The 16,414-nt window shown below is 46.9% G+C and carries 17 protein-coding genes; 12 read left to right on the forward strand and 5 right to left on the reverse strand.

Features of this window, described 5'->3' with window-relative positions:
- Positions 1-37: 37 nt before the first annotated feature.
- Entirely contained in the window at positions 38-1,330 is a 1,293-nt protein-coding gene (locus A7sIIA15_RS02050; RefSeq protein ID WP_095685563.1) for an MFS transporter, read from the reverse strand.
- A gap of 10 nt (positions 1,331-1,340) precedes the next feature.
- On the reverse strand, positions 1,341-2,153 hold the full coding sequence (gene panB, locus A7sIIA15_RS02055) for a 3-methyl-2-oxobutanoate hydroxymethyltransferase (protein WP_095685564.1): 813 nt from the start codon (positions 2,151-2,153) through the stop codon (positions 1,341-1,343).
- 76 nt (positions 2,154-2,229) lie between these two features.
- Here panB and A7sIIA15_RS02060 point away from each other — a divergent pair, with 76 nt between their 5' ends.
- From A7sIIA15_RS02060 to A7sIIA15_RS02090, 7 genes are all read left to right on the forward strand, one after another.
- Entirely contained in the window at positions 2,230-3,879 is a 1,650-nt protein-coding gene (locus A7sIIA15_RS02060) for an NAD+ synthase (RefSeq protein ID WP_095685565.1), read from the forward strand.
- A gap of 192 nt (positions 3,880-4,071) precedes the next feature.
- The gene (gene cysK, locus A7sIIA15_RS02065) at positions 4,072-4,998 is read left to right on the forward strand and encodes a cysteine synthase A (protein ID WP_095685566.1); all 927 of its coding nucleotides are present in this window, start codon (positions 4,072-4,074) and stop codon (positions 4,996-4,998) included.
- Positions 4,999-5,001: 3 nt separating this feature from the next.
- Entirely contained in the window at positions 5,002-5,514 is a 513-nt protein-coding gene (cysE, locus tag A7sIIA15_RS02070; protein ID WP_095685567.1) for a serine O-acetyltransferase, read from the forward strand.
- A gap of 57 nt (positions 5,515-5,571) precedes the next feature.
- On the forward strand, positions 5,572-6,864 hold the full coding sequence (locus A7sIIA15_RS02075) for a glutamine synthetase family protein (protein ID WP_095686425.1): 1,293 nt from the start codon (positions 5,572-5,574) through the stop codon (positions 6,862-6,864).
- Positions 6,865-7,006: 142 nt separating this feature from the next.
- Complete coding sequence (gene leuA, locus A7sIIA15_RS02080; protein WP_095685568.1) at positions 7,007-8,722, forward strand: 2-isopropylmalate synthase; 1,716 nt, start codon at positions 7,007-7,009, stop codon at positions 8,720-8,722.
- Between the two features lie 22 nt (positions 8,723-8,744).
- Positions 8,745-9,476, forward strand: a complete 732-nt coding sequence (recO, locus tag A7sIIA15_RS02085) for a DNA repair protein RecO (protein WP_095685569.1) — start codon at positions 8,745-8,747, stop codon at positions 9,474-9,476.
- Positions 9,473-10,177: an isoprenyl transferase gene (locus A7sIIA15_RS02090; protein ID WP_095685570.1), complete on the forward strand. Its 705-nt coding sequence runs from the start codon at positions 9,473-9,475 to the stop codon at positions 10,175-10,177. The genes recO and A7sIIA15_RS02090 overlap by 4 nt, the downstream gene beginning before the upstream one ends.
- Here A7sIIA15_RS02090 and A7sIIA15_RS02095 read toward each other — a convergent pair.
- From A7sIIA15_RS02095 to A7sIIA15_RS02105, 3 genes are read right to left on the reverse strand one after another with little or no spacing between them, the layout of a single operon-like run.
- Positions 10,174-10,359, reverse strand: coding sequence for a hypothetical protein (locus tag A7sIIA15_RS02095; RefSeq protein ID WP_095685571.1), 186 nt, complete (start codon positions 10,357-10,359; stop codon positions 10,174-10,176). The genes A7sIIA15_RS02090 and A7sIIA15_RS02095 overlap by 4 nt on opposite strands.
- A 3-nt stretch (positions 10,360-10,362) precedes the next feature.
- Positions 10,363-10,728, reverse strand: a complete 366-nt coding sequence (locus tag A7sIIA15_RS02100; RefSeq protein WP_095685572.1) for a Fur family transcriptional regulator — start codon at positions 10,726-10,728, stop codon at positions 10,363-10,365.
- A complete protein-coding gene (locus A7sIIA15_RS02105; RefSeq protein WP_095685573.1) occupies positions 10,721-11,617 on the reverse strand; it encodes a ZIP family metal transporter in 897 nt (298 codons plus the stop codon). Before A7sIIA15_RS02105 ends, A7sIIA15_RS02100 begins: the two co-directional genes overlap by 8 nt.
- A gap of 65 nt (positions 11,618-11,682) precedes the next feature.
- Between A7sIIA15_RS02105 and A7sIIA15_RS02110 the strand changes: the two genes are divergently transcribed.
- The 5 genes from A7sIIA15_RS02110 (at position 11,683) to A7sIIA15_RS02130 (ending at position 16,413) form a co-directional block, all read left to right on the forward strand.
- The gene (locus tag A7sIIA15_RS02110) at positions 11,683-11,967 is read left to right on the forward strand and encodes an antibiotic biosynthesis monooxygenase family protein (protein WP_095685574.1); all 285 of its coding nucleotides are present in this window, start codon (positions 11,683-11,685) and stop codon (positions 11,965-11,967) included.
- A 62-nt stretch (positions 11,968-12,029) separates the two neighbouring features.
- Positions 12,030-13,409, forward strand: a complete 1,380-nt coding sequence (locus A7sIIA15_RS02115) for a glycine--tRNA ligase (protein WP_095685575.1) — start codon at positions 12,030-12,032, stop codon at positions 13,407-13,409.
- Positions 13,394-14,545, forward strand: a complete 1,152-nt coding sequence (gene dusB / locus A7sIIA15_RS02120) for a tRNA dihydrouridine synthase DusB (RefSeq protein WP_095686426.1) — start codon at positions 13,394-13,396, stop codon at positions 14,543-14,545. The genes A7sIIA15_RS02115 and dusB overlap by 16 nt, the downstream gene beginning before the upstream one ends.
- On the forward strand, positions 14,546-15,199 hold the full coding sequence (locus A7sIIA15_RS02125) for a YdcF family protein (RefSeq protein ID WP_095685576.1): 654 nt from the start codon (positions 14,546-14,548) through the stop codon (positions 15,197-15,199).
- A complete protein-coding gene (locus A7sIIA15_RS02130) occupies positions 15,196-16,413 on the forward strand; it encodes a deoxyguanosinetriphosphate triphosphohydrolase (protein ID WP_095685577.1) in 1,218 nt (405 codons plus the stop codon). Before A7sIIA15_RS02125 ends, A7sIIA15_RS02130 begins: the two co-directional genes overlap by 4 nt.
- Position 16,414: the final 1 nt, after the last annotated feature.

Genomic DNA, 16,414 nt, shown 5'->3' on the forward strand with positions numbered 1-16,414 from the left:
TAGAAAAAATATTAAAAATTACGTATTTTCCCCAAAATCACGATATCTCTCCCTCGCCTTGAGGGTTTGAGCGTGATTTTTCACTTTCAGCGGCCTTTTCGAGGGCATTTTTGTCGGTTTTTATGTCGAATTTTCGCAAAATTGGGAAAAAACCGGCCAGTACGGCAACGAAAATGATGCAGATAATTCCGCCAGCAGTGACGGAAAAAGTTAAGGAAAATGCCGCCGCCATGCCAGCTGCGCGCATTTGTCCAGCCAATGGTCCAAGTGAATATGACAATAATTCGATTCCAGCAAGGCGTCCACGCAAATTATCGGGAATTGTTTGATTCCACATCGCTGATCTAAACAGGGCACTGACCATGTCTGATGCTCCGGCCAATGCTAGGAAAAGCAGTACCAGGGCTAGGTAATTTGTGGCACCGGCCAAGGCGATAGCTGCGCCCCAACCAATGGCTGCCCAAATAATTGCGCGGCCATAGAAGCGAACGCTCTTAGTCCACCCACTTGTTAGGACAATTGCAACTGAACCAACGGTGCCTGCGGCATAGAGCAAACCAAGTGCCCATGGCGCTCCTAACTGATCTGCCCAAAAAGGAATCAGAGCTGTCGGCATTGCAAAAAACATTGCAGCAAGATCAATCAGATAAGTTCCCAACAAATCCTTGCGGGCAAAGGAGTATCTGATTCCCTCCATAAGCCCTGCCAGGGATGGCTTTTCAGCCTCATGTGAGGCAGGGATACTGCTCATCATGGATAGCAAAATGAGTGAGATAACAAAGGTTGCAATGTCTGCGGCATATCCCACGGCTACTGAATACGTTGAAATTAAAACGCCTCCAATTGCTGGCCCAACGATGACTCCTGCCTGCCATCGAAGACTCATCAACGCAGAAGCTGCTGCCATGTCTTCATGATCGACAAGTCGGGGCAGGGCTGCTGTCATCGCCGGTTGTCGAAGGCCACTGACGGCTGCAAATAAACCTGCAACTATGTAGATCAAAATAATGCTGGGGGAGGAACGCAGGGAGTTGATCAGCAGAATTCCAGTGAAAAATAGGGATAGGAATTCGGTAATCCAGATGAGTTTTTTGCGATCAATTGCATCGGCCAGAACTCCGCCATAGAGGCCAAAAACAACGAGTGGAACTATTTCAACCAGTCCACTTATCGCCACAGCCACATAGGAGTTAGTGAGCTCTTTAATCTGAAAAGGGACGGCAACATAGGTGATCATCGAGCCGAAGTATGAGATCAGACCCGATGCCCAAAGGTTGCGAAAGTCGGCTGATTTACGCAGTGGAGATAGGTCTATCGCGTATTTAGCCATGAGGCTGAGATTAGTTGAAAGTGTGTTCTGCTGCTGGAAATTGACCAGCTTTAACATCTGCAGCAAATTCACTGGCCGCAGCCAACATCTCAGAGCGCATATTTCTATAGGCCTTAGCCAACTTAGGTGGATTCTTTGTAATACCCATCATGTCTGTCCAGACCAAAACCTGGGCATCGCAATCAACCCCAGCCCCAATCCCAATCGTTGGGATTTTCAAGGCTGCAGTAATTTTCGCCGCTAATTCAGCTGGCACTAACTCTAAGACAATGGCAAAAGCGCCAGCTTTTTCAAGGGCAAGTGCTGCTTGCACAATTGCCTCACCATCGGTGCGACCTTGGACTCGATAACCACTCAATAAATGCACGGCTTGTGGTGTTAAACCAACATGGCCCATGACTGGAATTCCAGAGGCCACTAGTTTTTCAACGGTTGCAATTTGTGGTCCTTCAATTTTCACGCCCATTGCCCCAGCCTCTTTGAAAAAGCGAGTGGACGTTGCAAGTGCTTGTTCTGGTGAGGACTCATAGGAACCAAAGGGCAGATCGGCAAGGACTAAAGCGCGCTTAGAAGCTCTCACAACTGCGCGGGTCAATGGAATTAGCTCATCGACTGTTACAGGAATTGTGTTGCTCTCACCGAGAAAATTGTTTCCAGCGCTATCGCCGACAAGTAAGACTGGGATGCCGGCCTCATCAAATATCTCGGCAGTCATCTGCTCATAGGAAGTGAGCATCGCCCATTTTTCACCGCGGCTCTTAGCCGCAGCCAAATCGGCAATTGTTACGCGTCTATGCAGCGCGCCACCATAAAGGCTTTCCATTTACTGTCCTCTCCTCGAGGCTGCGATAGGCAGTCCCCGGGTACAGGCACAAGGGTACCCCCGTTACACTTGAAAAATGAAGTTGCGCGTGGCGCTAGCCCAAATCAACCCAACGGTTGGTGACCTTGCGGGCAATGCCGAGCTCATCGCGCAAACAGTAAAAAAGGCCCAAGAACAAAGCGCCAATCTGATCGTATTTCCAGAAATGATTGTGACTGGATATCCAGTTGAGGATTTAGCGCTTCGTCCATCTTTTCAAGCAGCCAGCATCAAAGCTATTGAAGAGATCGCTGCTTCAATCACAGGTGATGTGGTGGCAGTTGTTGGCTACCTGGATAAAGGCCCTAAAAACTGCGTTGCAGTTATTCATGATGGAAAAATCAAGGCCAGATATGTAAAGCGCCATCTGCCTAATTACGGCGTCTTTGATGAGTTTAGAAACTTTGTAGCAGGAGATGAATCCCTTGTTGTTCGAATCCATGGGGTAGATGTCGCCGTGGCAATCTGTGAGGATATTTGGCATTCACTGGATTCGATTAGCGCAAGAACTCCAGGTTTATTAGTCGTTCCCAACGGCTCACCCTTTGAGAGAAACAAAGATGATGTTCGACTAGCTCTTGTGCAAAAGCGGGCCAAGGAAATTGGTGCACCCGTTGCATACGTCAACATGACAGGTGGCCAGGATGATTTAGTCTTTGATGGCGACACAATTGTTGTCGGCAAAGATGCAAGCCTGCTTGCAAGAACTGCCCAGTTTGATGATGAGTTAATAGTCATTGACATAGATTGCATCGAAGGATCCTCAAAGCCAGATGTTGTTATCTCACAAGAGCCTGCAGTGCATTCAGATTCACTCAATTCTTCAATTGCAACGCCTCTTTCAGATGAGGCAGAGATGTGGGCGGGCCTTGTTATGGGGCTTCGCGATTACGTTGGCAAGAATGGCTTTAAATCTGTAGTCCTTGGTTTATCTGGTGGCATTGATTCAGCCTTAGTTGCTGCCATTGCAATTGATGCATTAGGTGCAAAGCGCGTTAATGGTGTTGCAATGCCAAGTAAGTATTCCTCTAGCCACTCAGTTGAAGATGCGCAGGCGCTAGCAGATGCCACAGGCATTCACTTCAGGATTACTCCTATTGCCCCCATGGTTGATGCCTATATGGGCAATATGGTCCTTAAGGGTTTGGCTGAGGAGAATCTGCAGGCCAGAGTTCGCGGCACAACGTTGATGGGTATTTCAAATCAAGAAGGACATCTAGTTTTAGCAACTGGAAATAAGAGCGAACTAGCTGTTGGTTACTCAACTCTTTATGGTGATGCCGTGGGTGGATTTGCGCCGATCAAAGATATTTATAAAACAGATGTGTGGGCGCTGGCAACATGGCGAAATGCTCAGGCAGTTGCTGCAGGGCAAACCGCTCCTATTCCACAGCGCTCCATTACTAAAGAGCCAAGTGCAGAACTTCGCCCAGATCAAAAGGATTCAGATTCATTGCCTGACTATGCACTTCTCGATCAGGTCCTGCGGGCCTACGTTGATGAAGATCATGGATATGAGGCCTTACTTGCAGATGGCTTTGATCCTGAGCTAGTGCGCCGAGTTATTTCATTGGTTGATAAGGCTGAATTTAAGCGCCGCCAATATCCACCTGGCACCAAGGTTTCAGGCCGCGCATTTGGTAAAGATCGTCGTTTGCCAATGACTTCACGCTGGAATGAGAAGTAGTTTTTGCAAGTTACTTGCAACTCGCACTATTAATCTTTCTCAGTAGAATTAATCTATGAAATCAATCATCAACTGGTTATTCACGCGAAATCGCGTGGTTGATTTCTGCCTCTCTACATCCTGCAGCTGCTGATTTTTAGCTCGCTTTGCCTGCAGTTTTAAACATCTATTTCAATTTATCTAGGGAGAATTATGAAGCTTTATAACAGCATCACAGAAATCTTTGGAAACACACCACTACTTCGCATCAACAAGATCACTGATGGCGCGGCAGGAAATGTTTATGCCAAGTTGGAGTTCTATAACCCAACATCCTCTGTTAAAGATCGCCTCGGTGTTGCAATGATCGATGCAGCCGAAGCAAGTGGTGAGCTAAAGCCTGGCGGAACAATTGTTGAGGCAACATCTGGAAACACTGGAATTGCAGTTGCCATGGTTGCTGCAGCTCGTGGATATAAGGCAATCATGACAATGCCTGAATCGGTTTCAAAAGAGCGTCGCAAGCTCATTCGTGCATACGGGGCAGAATTAGTACTAACCCCTGCTGCTGAGGGTATGAAGGGCGCAGTTGCTGCTGCAGAAAAGCTTGCAGAATCTGGCGCTGTCTTGGTTCGCCAGTTTGAAAATCAAGCAGGACCAGAGATTCACTACAAAACAACGGGTGCTGAGATTTGGCGCGACCTTGATGGAAAAGTTGACGCCTTTGTTTCAGGAATTGGTACGGGCGGAACAATTACTGGCACGGGCCGTTACTTAAAAGAGAAAAACCCTGCAATCAAAGTCTTTGGTGTTGAGCCAGCTGCATCTCCAATTCTCAATGGTGGAGAGCCAGGACCACACCCAATTCAGGGAATTGGAGCTAACTTCATTCCTAATGTTTTGGATCGAACTGTCTATGACGAGGTCTTAGATGCAACTGCAGCGGATGCAATTAAATATGCACGCCGTGCTGGAGCAGAAGAAGGATTCCTTGCTGGAATTTCATCAGGTGCAACGCTGTGGGCAGCATCAGAGATTGCTAAGCGACCAGAGTTTGCAGGCAAGAACATTGTTGTTATCTGTGCTTCAAATGGTGAGCGCTATCTATCAACAGTTCTATACGAGGACTTGGTTGACTAATTAATGGCAATTCTAAAGCACATCATTGAAGACCTTGATAACGCGATCAGCCATGATCCGGCTGCGCGAAATCGTTTAGAGGTCGCTTTGGCATACCCAGGTGTGCACGCGGTTTGGGGACATCGAATTTCGCATGTGCTGTGGAAGAGAAAGTTAAAACTTCTTGCCCGCATTCACTCAAATGCCGTGCGCTTCACGACAGGAATTGAGATTCATCCGGCAGCAGTTATTGGGCGCAGATTCTTTATTGATCACGGTATGGGTGTAGTTATTGGCGCAACATCAATTGTTGGCGATGATGTCATGCTCTATCACGATGTAACTCTGGGAGCTCGTGGCATTGAAGATGGAAAGCGTCATCCAACAATTGGAAACAATGTAATTATCGGTGCAGGTGCCCGAGTGCTTGGAAATGTCACCATCGGTGAGGGATCTCGTATCAGTGCCAACGCTGTCATTACCAAGGATTTAGCCCCAAAAACTGACCTGGATCACGCTGACTTCTTTGTTATATAAGGGGAGTTAACATAGCCGTAATCTGCATTTGTAAGAATGCTGCCCATGAGCACCGAGATCAGCAAGCAAGAAGAGTTCGTTCTTCGCACCCTTGAAGAGCGCAATATTCGCTTTGTGCGTTTGTGGTTTACAGATGTTTTGGGCTTTCTAAAATCTGTAGCTATCGCACCAGCAGAGTTAGAAAATGCTTTTGCTGAAGGAATTGGCTTTGATGGTTCTGCAATTGAAGGCTTTGCACGTGTAACTGAGTCAGATATGTTGGCAAAACCAGATCCTGCAACTTTTTCTATTTTGCCTTGGCGCACTGAAGCTCCAGGTGCTGCTCGAATGTTCTGCGACATCGTGATGCCAGATGGCACACCTTCTCCTGCAGATCCACGCAATGTGTTGCGACGTACTTTAGAAAAAGCAGCAACCATGGGTTACACCTGTTACACCCACCCAGAAATTGAATTCTTCTTATTTAAGGAAAAGCCAGAGGCTGGCAAAGCACCTATCCCAGTTGATCAAGGTGGATATTTCGATCACACACCAGCAGTTGTTGGCCATGACTTCCGTCGCCAAGCAATTACATTGCTTGAGGCTATGGGAATTTCAGTTGAGTTCTCACATCATGAAGGTGCACCTGGACAGCAGGAAATTGATTTACGTTATGCAGATGCGCTAAGTACTGCAGATAACATCATGACTTTTCGCCATGTGATTAAAGAAGTAGCAATGGATCAAGGCTTCCACGCATCCTTTATGCCAAAGCCATTTACTGACCACCCAGGCAGTGGAATGCACACCCACGTTTCACTGTTTAAAGGTGAAGAAAACGCTTTCTATGATTCAAGCGCCGAATTAAATCTTTCAGCTGTTGGTCGCTCATTTATTGCAGGTCTTCTCAAGCACGCACCAGAGATCACTGCAATTACTAATCAGTGGGTTAACTCCTATAAGCGCTTGCATGGCGGGGGAGAGGCACCAGCATTTGTTAACTGGGGTCCAAGTGATCGTGGTGCATTGGTGCGCGTGCCTATGTATAAGCCAAAGAAAGAAAACTCAACACGTATTGAATTTAGATCACCTGATACTGCTTGTAATCCATATCTTGCATATGCAGTGATGTTGGCAGCAGGGCTAAAGGGCGTTGAAGAAGGCTATGTATTAAGCGATTCGAAGGATCCAATTTCATTGCCATCAAATCTCAATGAAGCCATTGCAGAGATGGAAAAGAGTGAATTAGTGCGCCAAACTTTGGGCGAGCATGTGTTTGAATATGTATTGCGCAATAAGCGCGCTGAATGGCAGGACTATCGCCGCCAGGTCAGCGCCTATGAACTAGATCGTTATTTGCCAGTTCTTTAGCCTGCGCGTTACCCTCTACCCATGAACACACGCAGTCTCCTCCTTAGCTGCCGTGGCGGGGTCAAATAACCGAACCCCTCGCTGCGGGGTTTGTCGTATCGGTTAAAAGACAAATTCCGCAAACATATAAGGAGCAATAGAAATGAATTTTCCCAAGCAAGTACCTTCACCGATGCCAGTGCATCGCTATGAACCTTTTCATCCTATAGATCTTGCCGATCGCACCTGGCCAGATAAAAAGATAACTAAAGCACCTCAGTGGTGTTCTGTGGATCTACGAGATGGCAACCAGGCACTTATCGATCCCATGGATACACCCCGCAAGTTAGCGATGTTTAAATTGTTAGTAGCCATGGGTTACAAAGAAATTGAAGTTGGTTTTCCTAGTGCTAGCCAGACAGATTTTGATTTCGTTCGAAAGATTATTGAAGAGAATCTGATTCCAGATGATGTTGTTATTCAGGTTTTGACTCAGGCACGTGAGGCGTTAATTGTTCGCACCTTTGAGGCAATCAAGGGTTCAAAGCAGGCAATCGTTCACCTATATAACTCAACTTCTACTTTGCAGCGACGAGTTGTCTTTGGTCTTGATAAAGATGGCATCAAGAAGATTGCAACTGATGCTGCCAAGATCTGTTTAGATCTGGTTAAAACGGTTCCTGAAACTAAGGTCTCTTTTGAGTACTCACCTGAGTCCTATACAGGCACAGAGTTAGAGTTTGCAGTTGAGGTGTGTAACGCCGTTAATGATGTGTGGAAGCCAACCCCACAGTGGAAAACCATCATGAACTTGCCAGCAACAGTTGAAATGGCAACACCAAATGTTTATGCCGACTCAATTGAATGGATGTGTCGTAACTTAAATAATCGCGACAGCGTGATTGTCTCCCTTCACCCACACAATGATCGCGGCACAGGAGTTGCAGCAGCAGAGCTTGGCTATCTAGCAGGGGCTGATCGCATTGAAGGAACTTTGTTTGGCAACGGTGAGCGCACAGGAAATGTTTGCCTTGTGACTCTTGGAATCAACCTAGTTACACATGGCATTGACCCACATATCGATTTCTCAAACATTGAGGAAGTGCGTCGCACAGTGGAATACGCCAACCAACTACGCGTTCCTGAACGCCATCCTTATGGCGGAGACCTTGTATTCACAGCGTTTTCAGGTTCACACCAAGATGCAATTAAAAAAGGCTTTGATCACATGGCAGTTGATGCAAAGGCTGCTGGCAAAGAAGTCCGTGATCACACCTGGGCTATTCCTTACTTGCCCATTGATCCATTAGATATTGGTCGCAGCTATGAAGCTGTTATTCGTGTGAACTCACAATCAGGTAAGGGCGGAGTTGCCTATCTGATGAAGAACGAGCATCACCTTGATCTGCCACGCAGATTGCAGATTGAATTCTCTAAAAATGTACAAGCTAAGACCGATGCCGAAGGCGGAGAAATTAGCGCCGATGATTTGTGGAACATATTTGAAGATGAATATCTGCCAACAGAAAGCGCACCATGGGGACGCTTTCGTCTTAAGGGCTTAAGTCAAACATCAGTGCTAGGTGAAGATGTTCACTTAAATGTTTCACTCACAGATCGTGGCGTGGTCCAAGAACTTAAAGGTCAAGGAAATGGACCGATTGCAGCGTTTTGTAATATCTTGCAGAACTACGGAGTCGATGTTCGCGTTCTAGATTATTACGAGCATGCCCTCTCAGCAGGTGGCGATGCATCTGCTGCGGCATATTTGGAATGTTCAATCGGTGGTGAAACCTTCTGGGGTGTTGGAATCGATCCAAACACCACCACGGCCTCCCTTAAGGCAGTCGTGTCTGCCATAAATCGCGCAATTCGCTAACCAACGCACTACCTTTGCCCGTATGAGTTTGTACCGGGATGAGGCAATCGTCCTTCGCACGCAAAAACTCGGTGAGGCCGATCGCATCATCACGATGCTGACAAAAGATCATGGGCGAATCCGCGGCGTTGCCAAAGGTGTTAGACGCACTATGTCTAAATTTGGTGCACGGCTTGAACCAGGTAGCCACGTTGATATCCAACTCCATGTGGGAAAAACCTTTGACACCATCACACAGGTTGAAGCGTTAATGAATTACGGAGAAGCACTCACCCAGGATTATCAGCGCTGGACAGTTGCTTCAGCGATATTGGAAGCTGCTGAGCGCTTTTCACCTAATGAGCAAGAACCTGCGCTCCAAGAGTTTCAATTAGTAGTTGGTGGAATGAAAGCGTTAGCTGAAAACAGATATGAGCCTCTGCTCATTCTTGATGCATTCCTGCTGCGCTCTTTAGCAGTTGCTGGTTATGCACCATCAATGACAATTTGTTCGCGGTGTGAAAAACCTGGCCCCCACAGATATTTCTCATTAGTCGGAGGAGGATCAGTGTGTAATGACTGCCGACCATCTGCATGTGCAACCCCAGCGATGGAAACCTTGCAGTTAATGGGCGCACTTATTAGCAGTGATTGGGAGAGTGCCACTGCAAGTGAAGGAAAACATCGCCGCGAGGCTAGTGGATTAATTGCTGCCTATTTACAATGGCACCTTGAGCGCGGTTTAAGGAGTTTGCCAATGGTGGAGCGAGTATGACAATTCATATTCCATATCACGTTGCCGTTGTTATGGATGGCAATGGGCGCTGGGCAAAACAAAGAGGACTACCGCGCACAGCAGGACATGAAGCAGGGGAGGCCGCACTTTTTGATGTGGTGCAGGGCGCAATTGAATTTGGCGTTAAAGAGTTAAGTGCTTATGCATTCTCAACTGAAAACTGGCGCAGATCACCGGATGAAGTGCGCTTTCTTATGGGCTTTAATCGCGATGTATTAAAGCGCCGCCGTGATCAGATGAATGAGATGGGTGTTCGCATTCGCTGGGTGGGCCGCTCTAAGCGCTTGTGGAGCAGTGTTATTAATGAGCTGGAAGAGGCTGAAGAGTTAACTGCCAAGAACAAAACTCTCACTCTTAACATGTGTGTGAACTATGGCGGGCGAGCCGAGATTGTTGATGCTGCTGCTGAGTTAGCACGCGATGTGAAGAGGGGCAAAGTAAAGGCCGATTCAATTACTGACAAAGTCTTTGCTAAGTATTTAGATTCACCCAAAATGAGTGATGTGGACCTGTTTTTGCGCTCATCAGGTGAGCAGCGCACGAGTAATTTCTTGCCGTGGCAAAGTGTTTATGCCGAGCTAGTTTTTATGGATGTGTTGTGGCCAGATGTAACACGCAAAACATTATGGAAAGCTATTGAAGAGTATTCACAGCGCGATCGTAGATTTGGTAAGGCTTAAGCAGCTGGAAGATCGGTTGGGGTTGGGGCGGTCAAGTGCGCTTGGCACATTGCGCAGCGAGCGTTATCTAGTAAATACATCTCAATTTCATAGGTGTCTGGGCTAAATGATGCCGTGATCTCCAACAGATGTGAGCCGCATGCAGGACATGCACACGTTGGAATACCTCTGTAGTCGCCCATGATTTAACACTTTGAACAGATTCCGAAGATCTCGGCTGTGTGTCCAACCTCGCGGAATCCAAACTCTTCAGCCATTGTCTTGGCCCACTTTTCAATTGCTCCGCCTTCGATTTCAACGGTGTCACCACAGCTTTTGCATACTAAGTGATGATGATGAGTATCACCGCAAAGACGATAAATAGCTTCGCCATCTTCACGGCGCAGAAGATCAACAATTTTGTCATCAACGAGTGATTGCAATGCCCTATATACCGTTGTTAAACCGATGCCATCGCCTTCACGGCGCAAAATTTGATGCAGCTCTTGAGCGCTGGCAAAGCCACCAGTTCGCTCAAGAACTGCAATCAATTTGAGATCAGATTTATTCATTGTCTGAGTGCTGGTGCCCATCTTCTTCAGAATGACCTTCTTCAGAATGACCTTCTTCAGAATGACCTTCTTCAGAATGACCTTCTTCATGGCTGTGCTCATCCTCTTGGTGAATTTCTTGTCCACTTCCATGAGCATGTGCATCACCTGAATGTAGGTATGCAACCAGCGCCCACATAATCAAGACTCCCGAAATCGTTGCAACCATAGTCAATCGTGATGAATGACGTGAATGTGCTTCAGGCAAGATGTGAGATGTAGCAAGATAGATGACGATTCCAGAGAAAGCAGCAAGATATAGCGCGATCAAATTGTTGCTCAAGACCAAGGTGCTTCCTAGCGCTGCACCTGAAACACGAGCTAGTGCATCAACACCGAGCAAGCCGACGCTCTTCTTTCCCCATAAGCCGGATTTGATCATGAAGGAAACGGTGTTAAGGCCATCGCTAAATGCGTGAACAAGTAATGCAATAAAGACCGCAAGACCTAAATCAGAGCTAACTTTAAATGCGACACCTAGCGCTAAACCATCAAGAAAAACATGGCCACCCATTGCGATTGCGCCAAAGGCACCAGTGAAGTTATGTGAGTGCTTGTGGTCATGACTGTAATCAGATTCAGCGGGTTCATGTGAACCAAAGATTCGCTCGTAGAAATGCAGAAGTAAGAAACCACCGATCAATGCAATTGAAACAGTTGGGGCATGAAGAAATTCCCCAGTTCCTAACTTAAAGACTTCTGGAAGAAGATCAAAAGCAACAAGACCTAGAAGTAGACCGGCTGATAAACCGAGGACTAGGTGGAGGCGATCCTTTGCCTTTAGGGCTAATGCCCCTCCAGCAAAGGTGGATATGGCGGTAAGGGCTGCGAGGATGATGGCTATGTTCATGACTGGACAGTATCACAAAATGGAAATGATTATCATTTCCAAATCTGAGCCGATACGCTCAACCCATGCTCGCAATCGCCAGATTTAACGTTGCCCTAGGCAATGCCGCCCACTTTGAGGCAGAACTCTCCGTTGCGCTGGAGGCGCTCTCGCAATGTGCTGGCTTTGTAAAAGGTGAAATTGGCCAGAATCTAGATGAAAGCTCACTTTGGACACTGGTGACCCATTGGGAAAATGTGGGTTCTTATCGCAGAGCTCTGAGCAATAACAACGTGAAGATGAATGCGATCCCACTTCTTGCACAGGCAATTGACGAGCCCGGTGCATATGAAAAGCCTTACTCAGAGTAAAATTCATCCACGGAAGTAACACCAGTTGCTTTTCGCCGACAGCCAGCCGGACGGAGATTATTGTGGCAACGGATCGTTTAGAAAATATCGTTGGATTATCAAAGCGTCGAGGATTTGTTTTTCCATCCTCTGAAATTTATGGCGGACTTCGTGCATCATGGGACTACGGCCCATTAGGTGTTGAGCTAAAAAATAACGTCAAGCGCCAGTGGTGGAAATCTATGGTTACAGGCCGCGAAGATGTTGTCGGTCTCGACTCATGTGTAATTTTGGCAAAAGAAGTCTGGGAAGCATCCGGACACGTTGCAACATTTAGTGATCCTCTTACAGAGTGCACCGCATGCCATAAGCGTTACCGCGCCGATCACCTAGAAGAGGCATATGAAGCTAAGCACAAAAAAGCGCCGTCATCACTAGCCGATATTAACTGCCCAGCTTGTGGCAACAAGGGTCAGTTCACTGAACCAAAACAATTTAGCGGAATGCTCAAAACTTATCTGGGACCAGTTGAAGATGAATCAGGGCTAGCGTTTTTGCGTCCAGAAACTGCTCAAGGAATCTTTATTAACTTTGATCAAGTAATGACGACCTCTCGCAAGAAGCCACCATTTGGTATTGGTCAGATTGGTAAGTCTTTCCGCAATGAAATCACTCCAGGAAACTTTATTTTCCGCACACGTGAGTTTGAGCAGATGGAGATGGAGTTCTTCGTAGTTCCAGGAACGGATGAAGAATGGCACCAATACTGGATTGATACGCGCATGGCTTGGTATACCGGTCTTGGCATTAATCCTGATCGCCTTCGTATTTATGATCATCCAAAAGAGAAGTTGTCGCACTATTCAAAGCGCACTGCAGATATTGAATACAAATTTGAGTTTGCTGGAACTGAGTGGGGCGAGCTAGAAGGTATTGCCAACCGCACAGATTTTGATCTCAAAGCTCACTCTGCAGCATCTGGAAAAGACTTGTCCTACTTTGATCAAGAAAAGGGAGAACGTTGGACTCCTTATGTCATTGAGCCTGCAGCTGGTGTTGATCGCTGCACGCTGACTTTCTTGATGGATGCATTCACTGAAGATGAAGCACCTAATAGCAAGGGCGAAATGGAAAAGCGTGCAGTCCTAAAACTTGATCATCGCTTAGCACCAATTAAGGTTGCCGTTCTTCCTCTTTCACGTAACGCTGATTTATCACCTAAGGCCAGAGATTTAGCTGCGCAGCTTCGTAAGAACTGGGCAATTGATTTCGATGACTCAGGAGCTATTGGTCGCCGTTATCGCCGTCAAGATGAAATCGGTACGCCGTACTGCATCACTATTGACTTTGAAACTTTAGAAGATCATGCAGTGACAATTCGCGATCGCGACACAATGGCGCAAGAACGTATCGCCCTTGATCAGGTTGAAGCTTGGTTGGCACCGCGATTACTAGGCTGCTAAAACCCCTTCTCCTGCCACTAGCAAGTGGTGATCATTTAATTGATCCACCCGTTGTGCTTGCTCCAATGGCAGGAATCACCAACGCACCTTTTCGCACGCTCTGTCGTGAACAAGGTGCTGGTCTATTCGTTTCCGAGATGGTTACAGCTCGCGCTCTCATAGAGCGCCGCCCAGAAACCATGCGCATGATTGTTCCTGGTAAAGATGAGTGGCCGAGATCTGTGCAGCTCTATAGCGTTGATCCAACGACTATGCGCGCTGCTGTGACAATGATGGGTAAAGAGAATTTAGCTGATCACATTGATATGAACTTTGGTTGCCCAGTTCCGAAAGTAACAAGAAAGGGCGGGGGAGCAGCCCTTCCCTATAAGCGCAAACTTTTTTCAAATATCGTCCAAGCAGCAGTTGAAGCAGCAAAACCTTTTGGGATTCCAGTAACGGTAAAAATGCGAATAGGCATTGATACCGATCACCACACGTATTTAGAAGCTGCGCAATCTGCTGCAGATTTAGGTGTCTCATGGGTTGCACTACATGCGCGCACAGCAGCACAAATGTATGAAGGCAAAGCCGATTGGTCGGCAATTGCACAGTTAGTTGAGCACTTAAAGCCAAGCGGAGTACCTGTTTTAGGCAATGGTGACATCTGGTCTGGAAATGATGCCGTAGAGATGGTCAAGCAAACAGGGTGTGCAGGAGTTGTAGTTGGTCGCGGTTGCTTGGGCAGACCGTGGTTGTTTGCAGATTTAGTGAGTGCACTAGAAGGTGGCGAAAAAGAAAGTCTTCCAAATCTGCATCACGTGCGCGAAGTAATGTTTAGACATGCGAACTTGATTGTTGAGTATTTAGAGTCTGAAGATCGCGGAATGCGCGATATGCGAAAGCACATGGCCTGGTATTTAAAGGGCTTTAGAGTTGCCCGCGAAATTCGCCATGATTTAGGAATGGTTTCTTCGCTAGCGGAGATGCGTGCTCTGCTAGATCAATTAGAAGATCAGCCATATCCAGTGGAAGTGGGCGATAAACCACGTGGTCGCACAAGTCACGGCCGCCCACCAACTCTGCCTGATGGTTGGTTAGATGATCCTGATGAACTAGTTCATGTTGAACTAGAGGATGCATTTTCGGGCGGATAGATGTTTCTCTTTAGATGGATTCGTCGCACAATCACAGTTATCGTTCTCATTGCTTTGATTGCACCTGGCTATGCAGTTTCTCAAGTATGGCGTGCAGCAAATAATCCAATTGTGCGCCAAGGCGATGTCATTGTTGTTTTGGGCACAGCGCAATTAAATGGACGACCAGGTGAAGCGTTAGAAGCTAGGTTGAAAGAAGCAAAGAGAATATTTGATTTAGGGTACGCGCCAACAATAATTACTGTGGGCGCTGGTGCACCAGGTGATCGCACGACTGAAGCTGCCTCAGGAAAGTATTGGCTTCGCACGCATGGCATACCTTCAAAGAAAATTACTGCAATTGAAGAAGGCCGAGATACTTTAACGAGCACGAAAGCATATGCAGCGGTAATGAAAAAGAGATATGTCAGCGATGTCATCATCGTTACTGATCCTTATCACTGCAAACGTGCAATGACGATGGCAAATGATCAGGGTGTAGTGAGTACATGCTCGCCTGTTCAAGATGGTCCAAATACGATTTCTGCCTCAAGTTATAAGTATTTATTGCGCGAAGCTGGGGCCTATTTGGTGCATATAACTGTGGGTCGACGAGGCATCCAAGTTAGCGATCATTTACCCGGTGCTGACATCCTCACTAAGGTTATGCCGTGAGCTATAGCCAGCATGATCAAGAGAGATTTCTTGATGAACCAGCAAAGCGCGCTGGGCGAACAGAGTTCATGCGCGATCGCGCACGTGTTATTCATTCAGCTGCCCTTCGCCGATTAGCTGCAAAGACTCAAGTGGCAGTTCCTTGGGAAAATGACTTTCAACGCACACGTTTATCGCACTCGTTAGAGTGCGCACAAATTGGCCGCGAACTTGGTGAATCACTGGGTGCTGATCCAGATCTACAAGACACAGCATGTCTTGCCCATGATTTAGGTCATCCACCTTTTGGTCATAACGGTGAAGAAGCACTCGCTGATATTGCTTCAGATTTTGGTGGCTTTGAAGGAAATGCGCAAAGCTTTCGTTTGTTGGTGCGCCTTGAAGCAAAGACCGTTGATAGTGATGGCAAGAGTATTGGTTTGAACTTAACCAGAGCATCACTAGATGGCGCTACGAAGTATCCATGGCCACGTTCGCAAAATCCTCGCAAGTTTGGTGTTTATGACGATGATGTTGAAGTATTTAACTGGATGCGAACCGGTGCCCCCGTTGATAAGAAATGTATTGAAGCTCAGATCATGGATTGGTCAGATGATTGCGCTTACTCCGTGCACGATCTAGAGGATGCGATTTTTGCTAATCAAGTATCTGTTAAGAATTTTGAAACTGACTTTGAAGATCTCTATGTAGTAATGGTCCGTGACTATGGAAGTGATGCATCTGAGCAAGAAGCAGTAGATGCCCACAAGCGTTTATCGGCGTTATCTGCTTGGCCACATTATTACGATGGAACACATCGCTCTCTTGCACGGTTAAAAGATTCAACAAGCCAGCTTATTGGTCGCTTCGTTCTCGCTGCAGAGTTGGAAACACGCAAAATTCATGGTGATGGTCCACTTTCTCGCTATAGCGCAGACCTTGAAATCCCACGTGAACAAAAAGTTGAAGTAGATTTCTTAAAGGCCATTGCAGGGCACTACTTAATCAATGCTGCGCACTCACAGGATCGTTATGCCAAGCAGCAGGTAATCATCAGCGAACTCGTTGAAATGCTACGTGCTCGTGCACCGCAGGAACTTGATTCCTTCTTCCTTAAAAGCTGGAATGAAGCAGGCGATGAAATAGCTCGTATGCGCGTGATTATCGATCAAGTAGCAGCCTTAACTGACCCTGGCGCATATGCCCTTCATGCCACTTTGTTAGCTTCTCGTTAAG

Source organism: Candidatus Planktophila vernalis (assembly GCF_002288185.1).
Taxonomy (GTDB): domain Bacteria; phylum Actinomycetota; class Actinomycetes; order Nanopelagicales; family Nanopelagicaceae; genus Planktophila; species Planktophila vernalis.

Coding starts and splice junctions, on each gene's coding strand:
- A7sIIA15_RS02100 (WP_095685572.1), bottom strand. CDS start 10,728: ATGAATAAATCTGATCTCAAATTGATTGCAGTTCTTGAGCGAACTGGT.
- cysK (WP_095685566.1), top strand. CDS start 4,072: ATGAAGCTTTATAACAGCATCACAGAAATCTTTGGAAACACACCACTA.
- cysE (WP_095685567.1), top strand. CDS start 5,002: ATGGCAATTCTAAAGCACATCATTGAAGACCTTGATAACGCGATCAGC.
- recO (WP_095685569.1), top strand. CDS start 8,745: ATGAGTTTGTACCGGGATGAGGCAATCGTCCTTCGCACGCAAAAACTC.
- panB (WP_095685564.1), bottom strand. CDS start 2,153: ATGGAAAGCCTTTATGGTGGCGCGCTGCATAGACGCGTAACAATTGCC.
- A7sIIA15_RS02060 (WP_095685565.1), top strand. CDS start 2,230: ATGAAGTTGCGCGTGGCGCTAGCCCAAATCAACCCAACGGTTGGTGAC.
- leuA (WP_095685568.1), top strand. CDS start 7,007: ATGAATTTTCCCAAGCAAGTACCTTCACCGATGCCAGTGCATCGCTAT.
- A7sIIA15_RS02090 (WP_095685570.1), top strand. CDS start 9,473: ATGACAATTCATATTCCATATCACGTTGCCGTTGTTATGGATGGCAAT.
- A7sIIA15_RS02050 (WP_095685563.1), bottom strand. CDS start 1,330: ATGGCTAAATACGCGATAGACCTATCTCCACTGCGTAAATCAGCCGAC.
- A7sIIA15_RS02110 (WP_095685574.1), top strand. CDS start 11,683: ATGCTCGCAATCGCCAGATTTAACGTTGCCCTAGGCAATGCCGCCCAC.
- A7sIIA15_RS02095 (WP_095685571.1), bottom strand. CDS start 10,359: ATGGGCGACTACAGAGGTATTCCAACGTGTGCATGTCCTGCATGCGGC.
- A7sIIA15_RS02105 (WP_095685573.1), bottom strand. CDS start 11,617: ATGAACATAGCCATCATCCTCGCAGCCCTTACCGCCATATCCACCTTT.
- A7sIIA15_RS02125 (WP_095685576.1), top strand. CDS start 14,546: ATGTTTCTCTTTAGATGGATTCGTCGCACAATCACAGTTATCGTTCTC.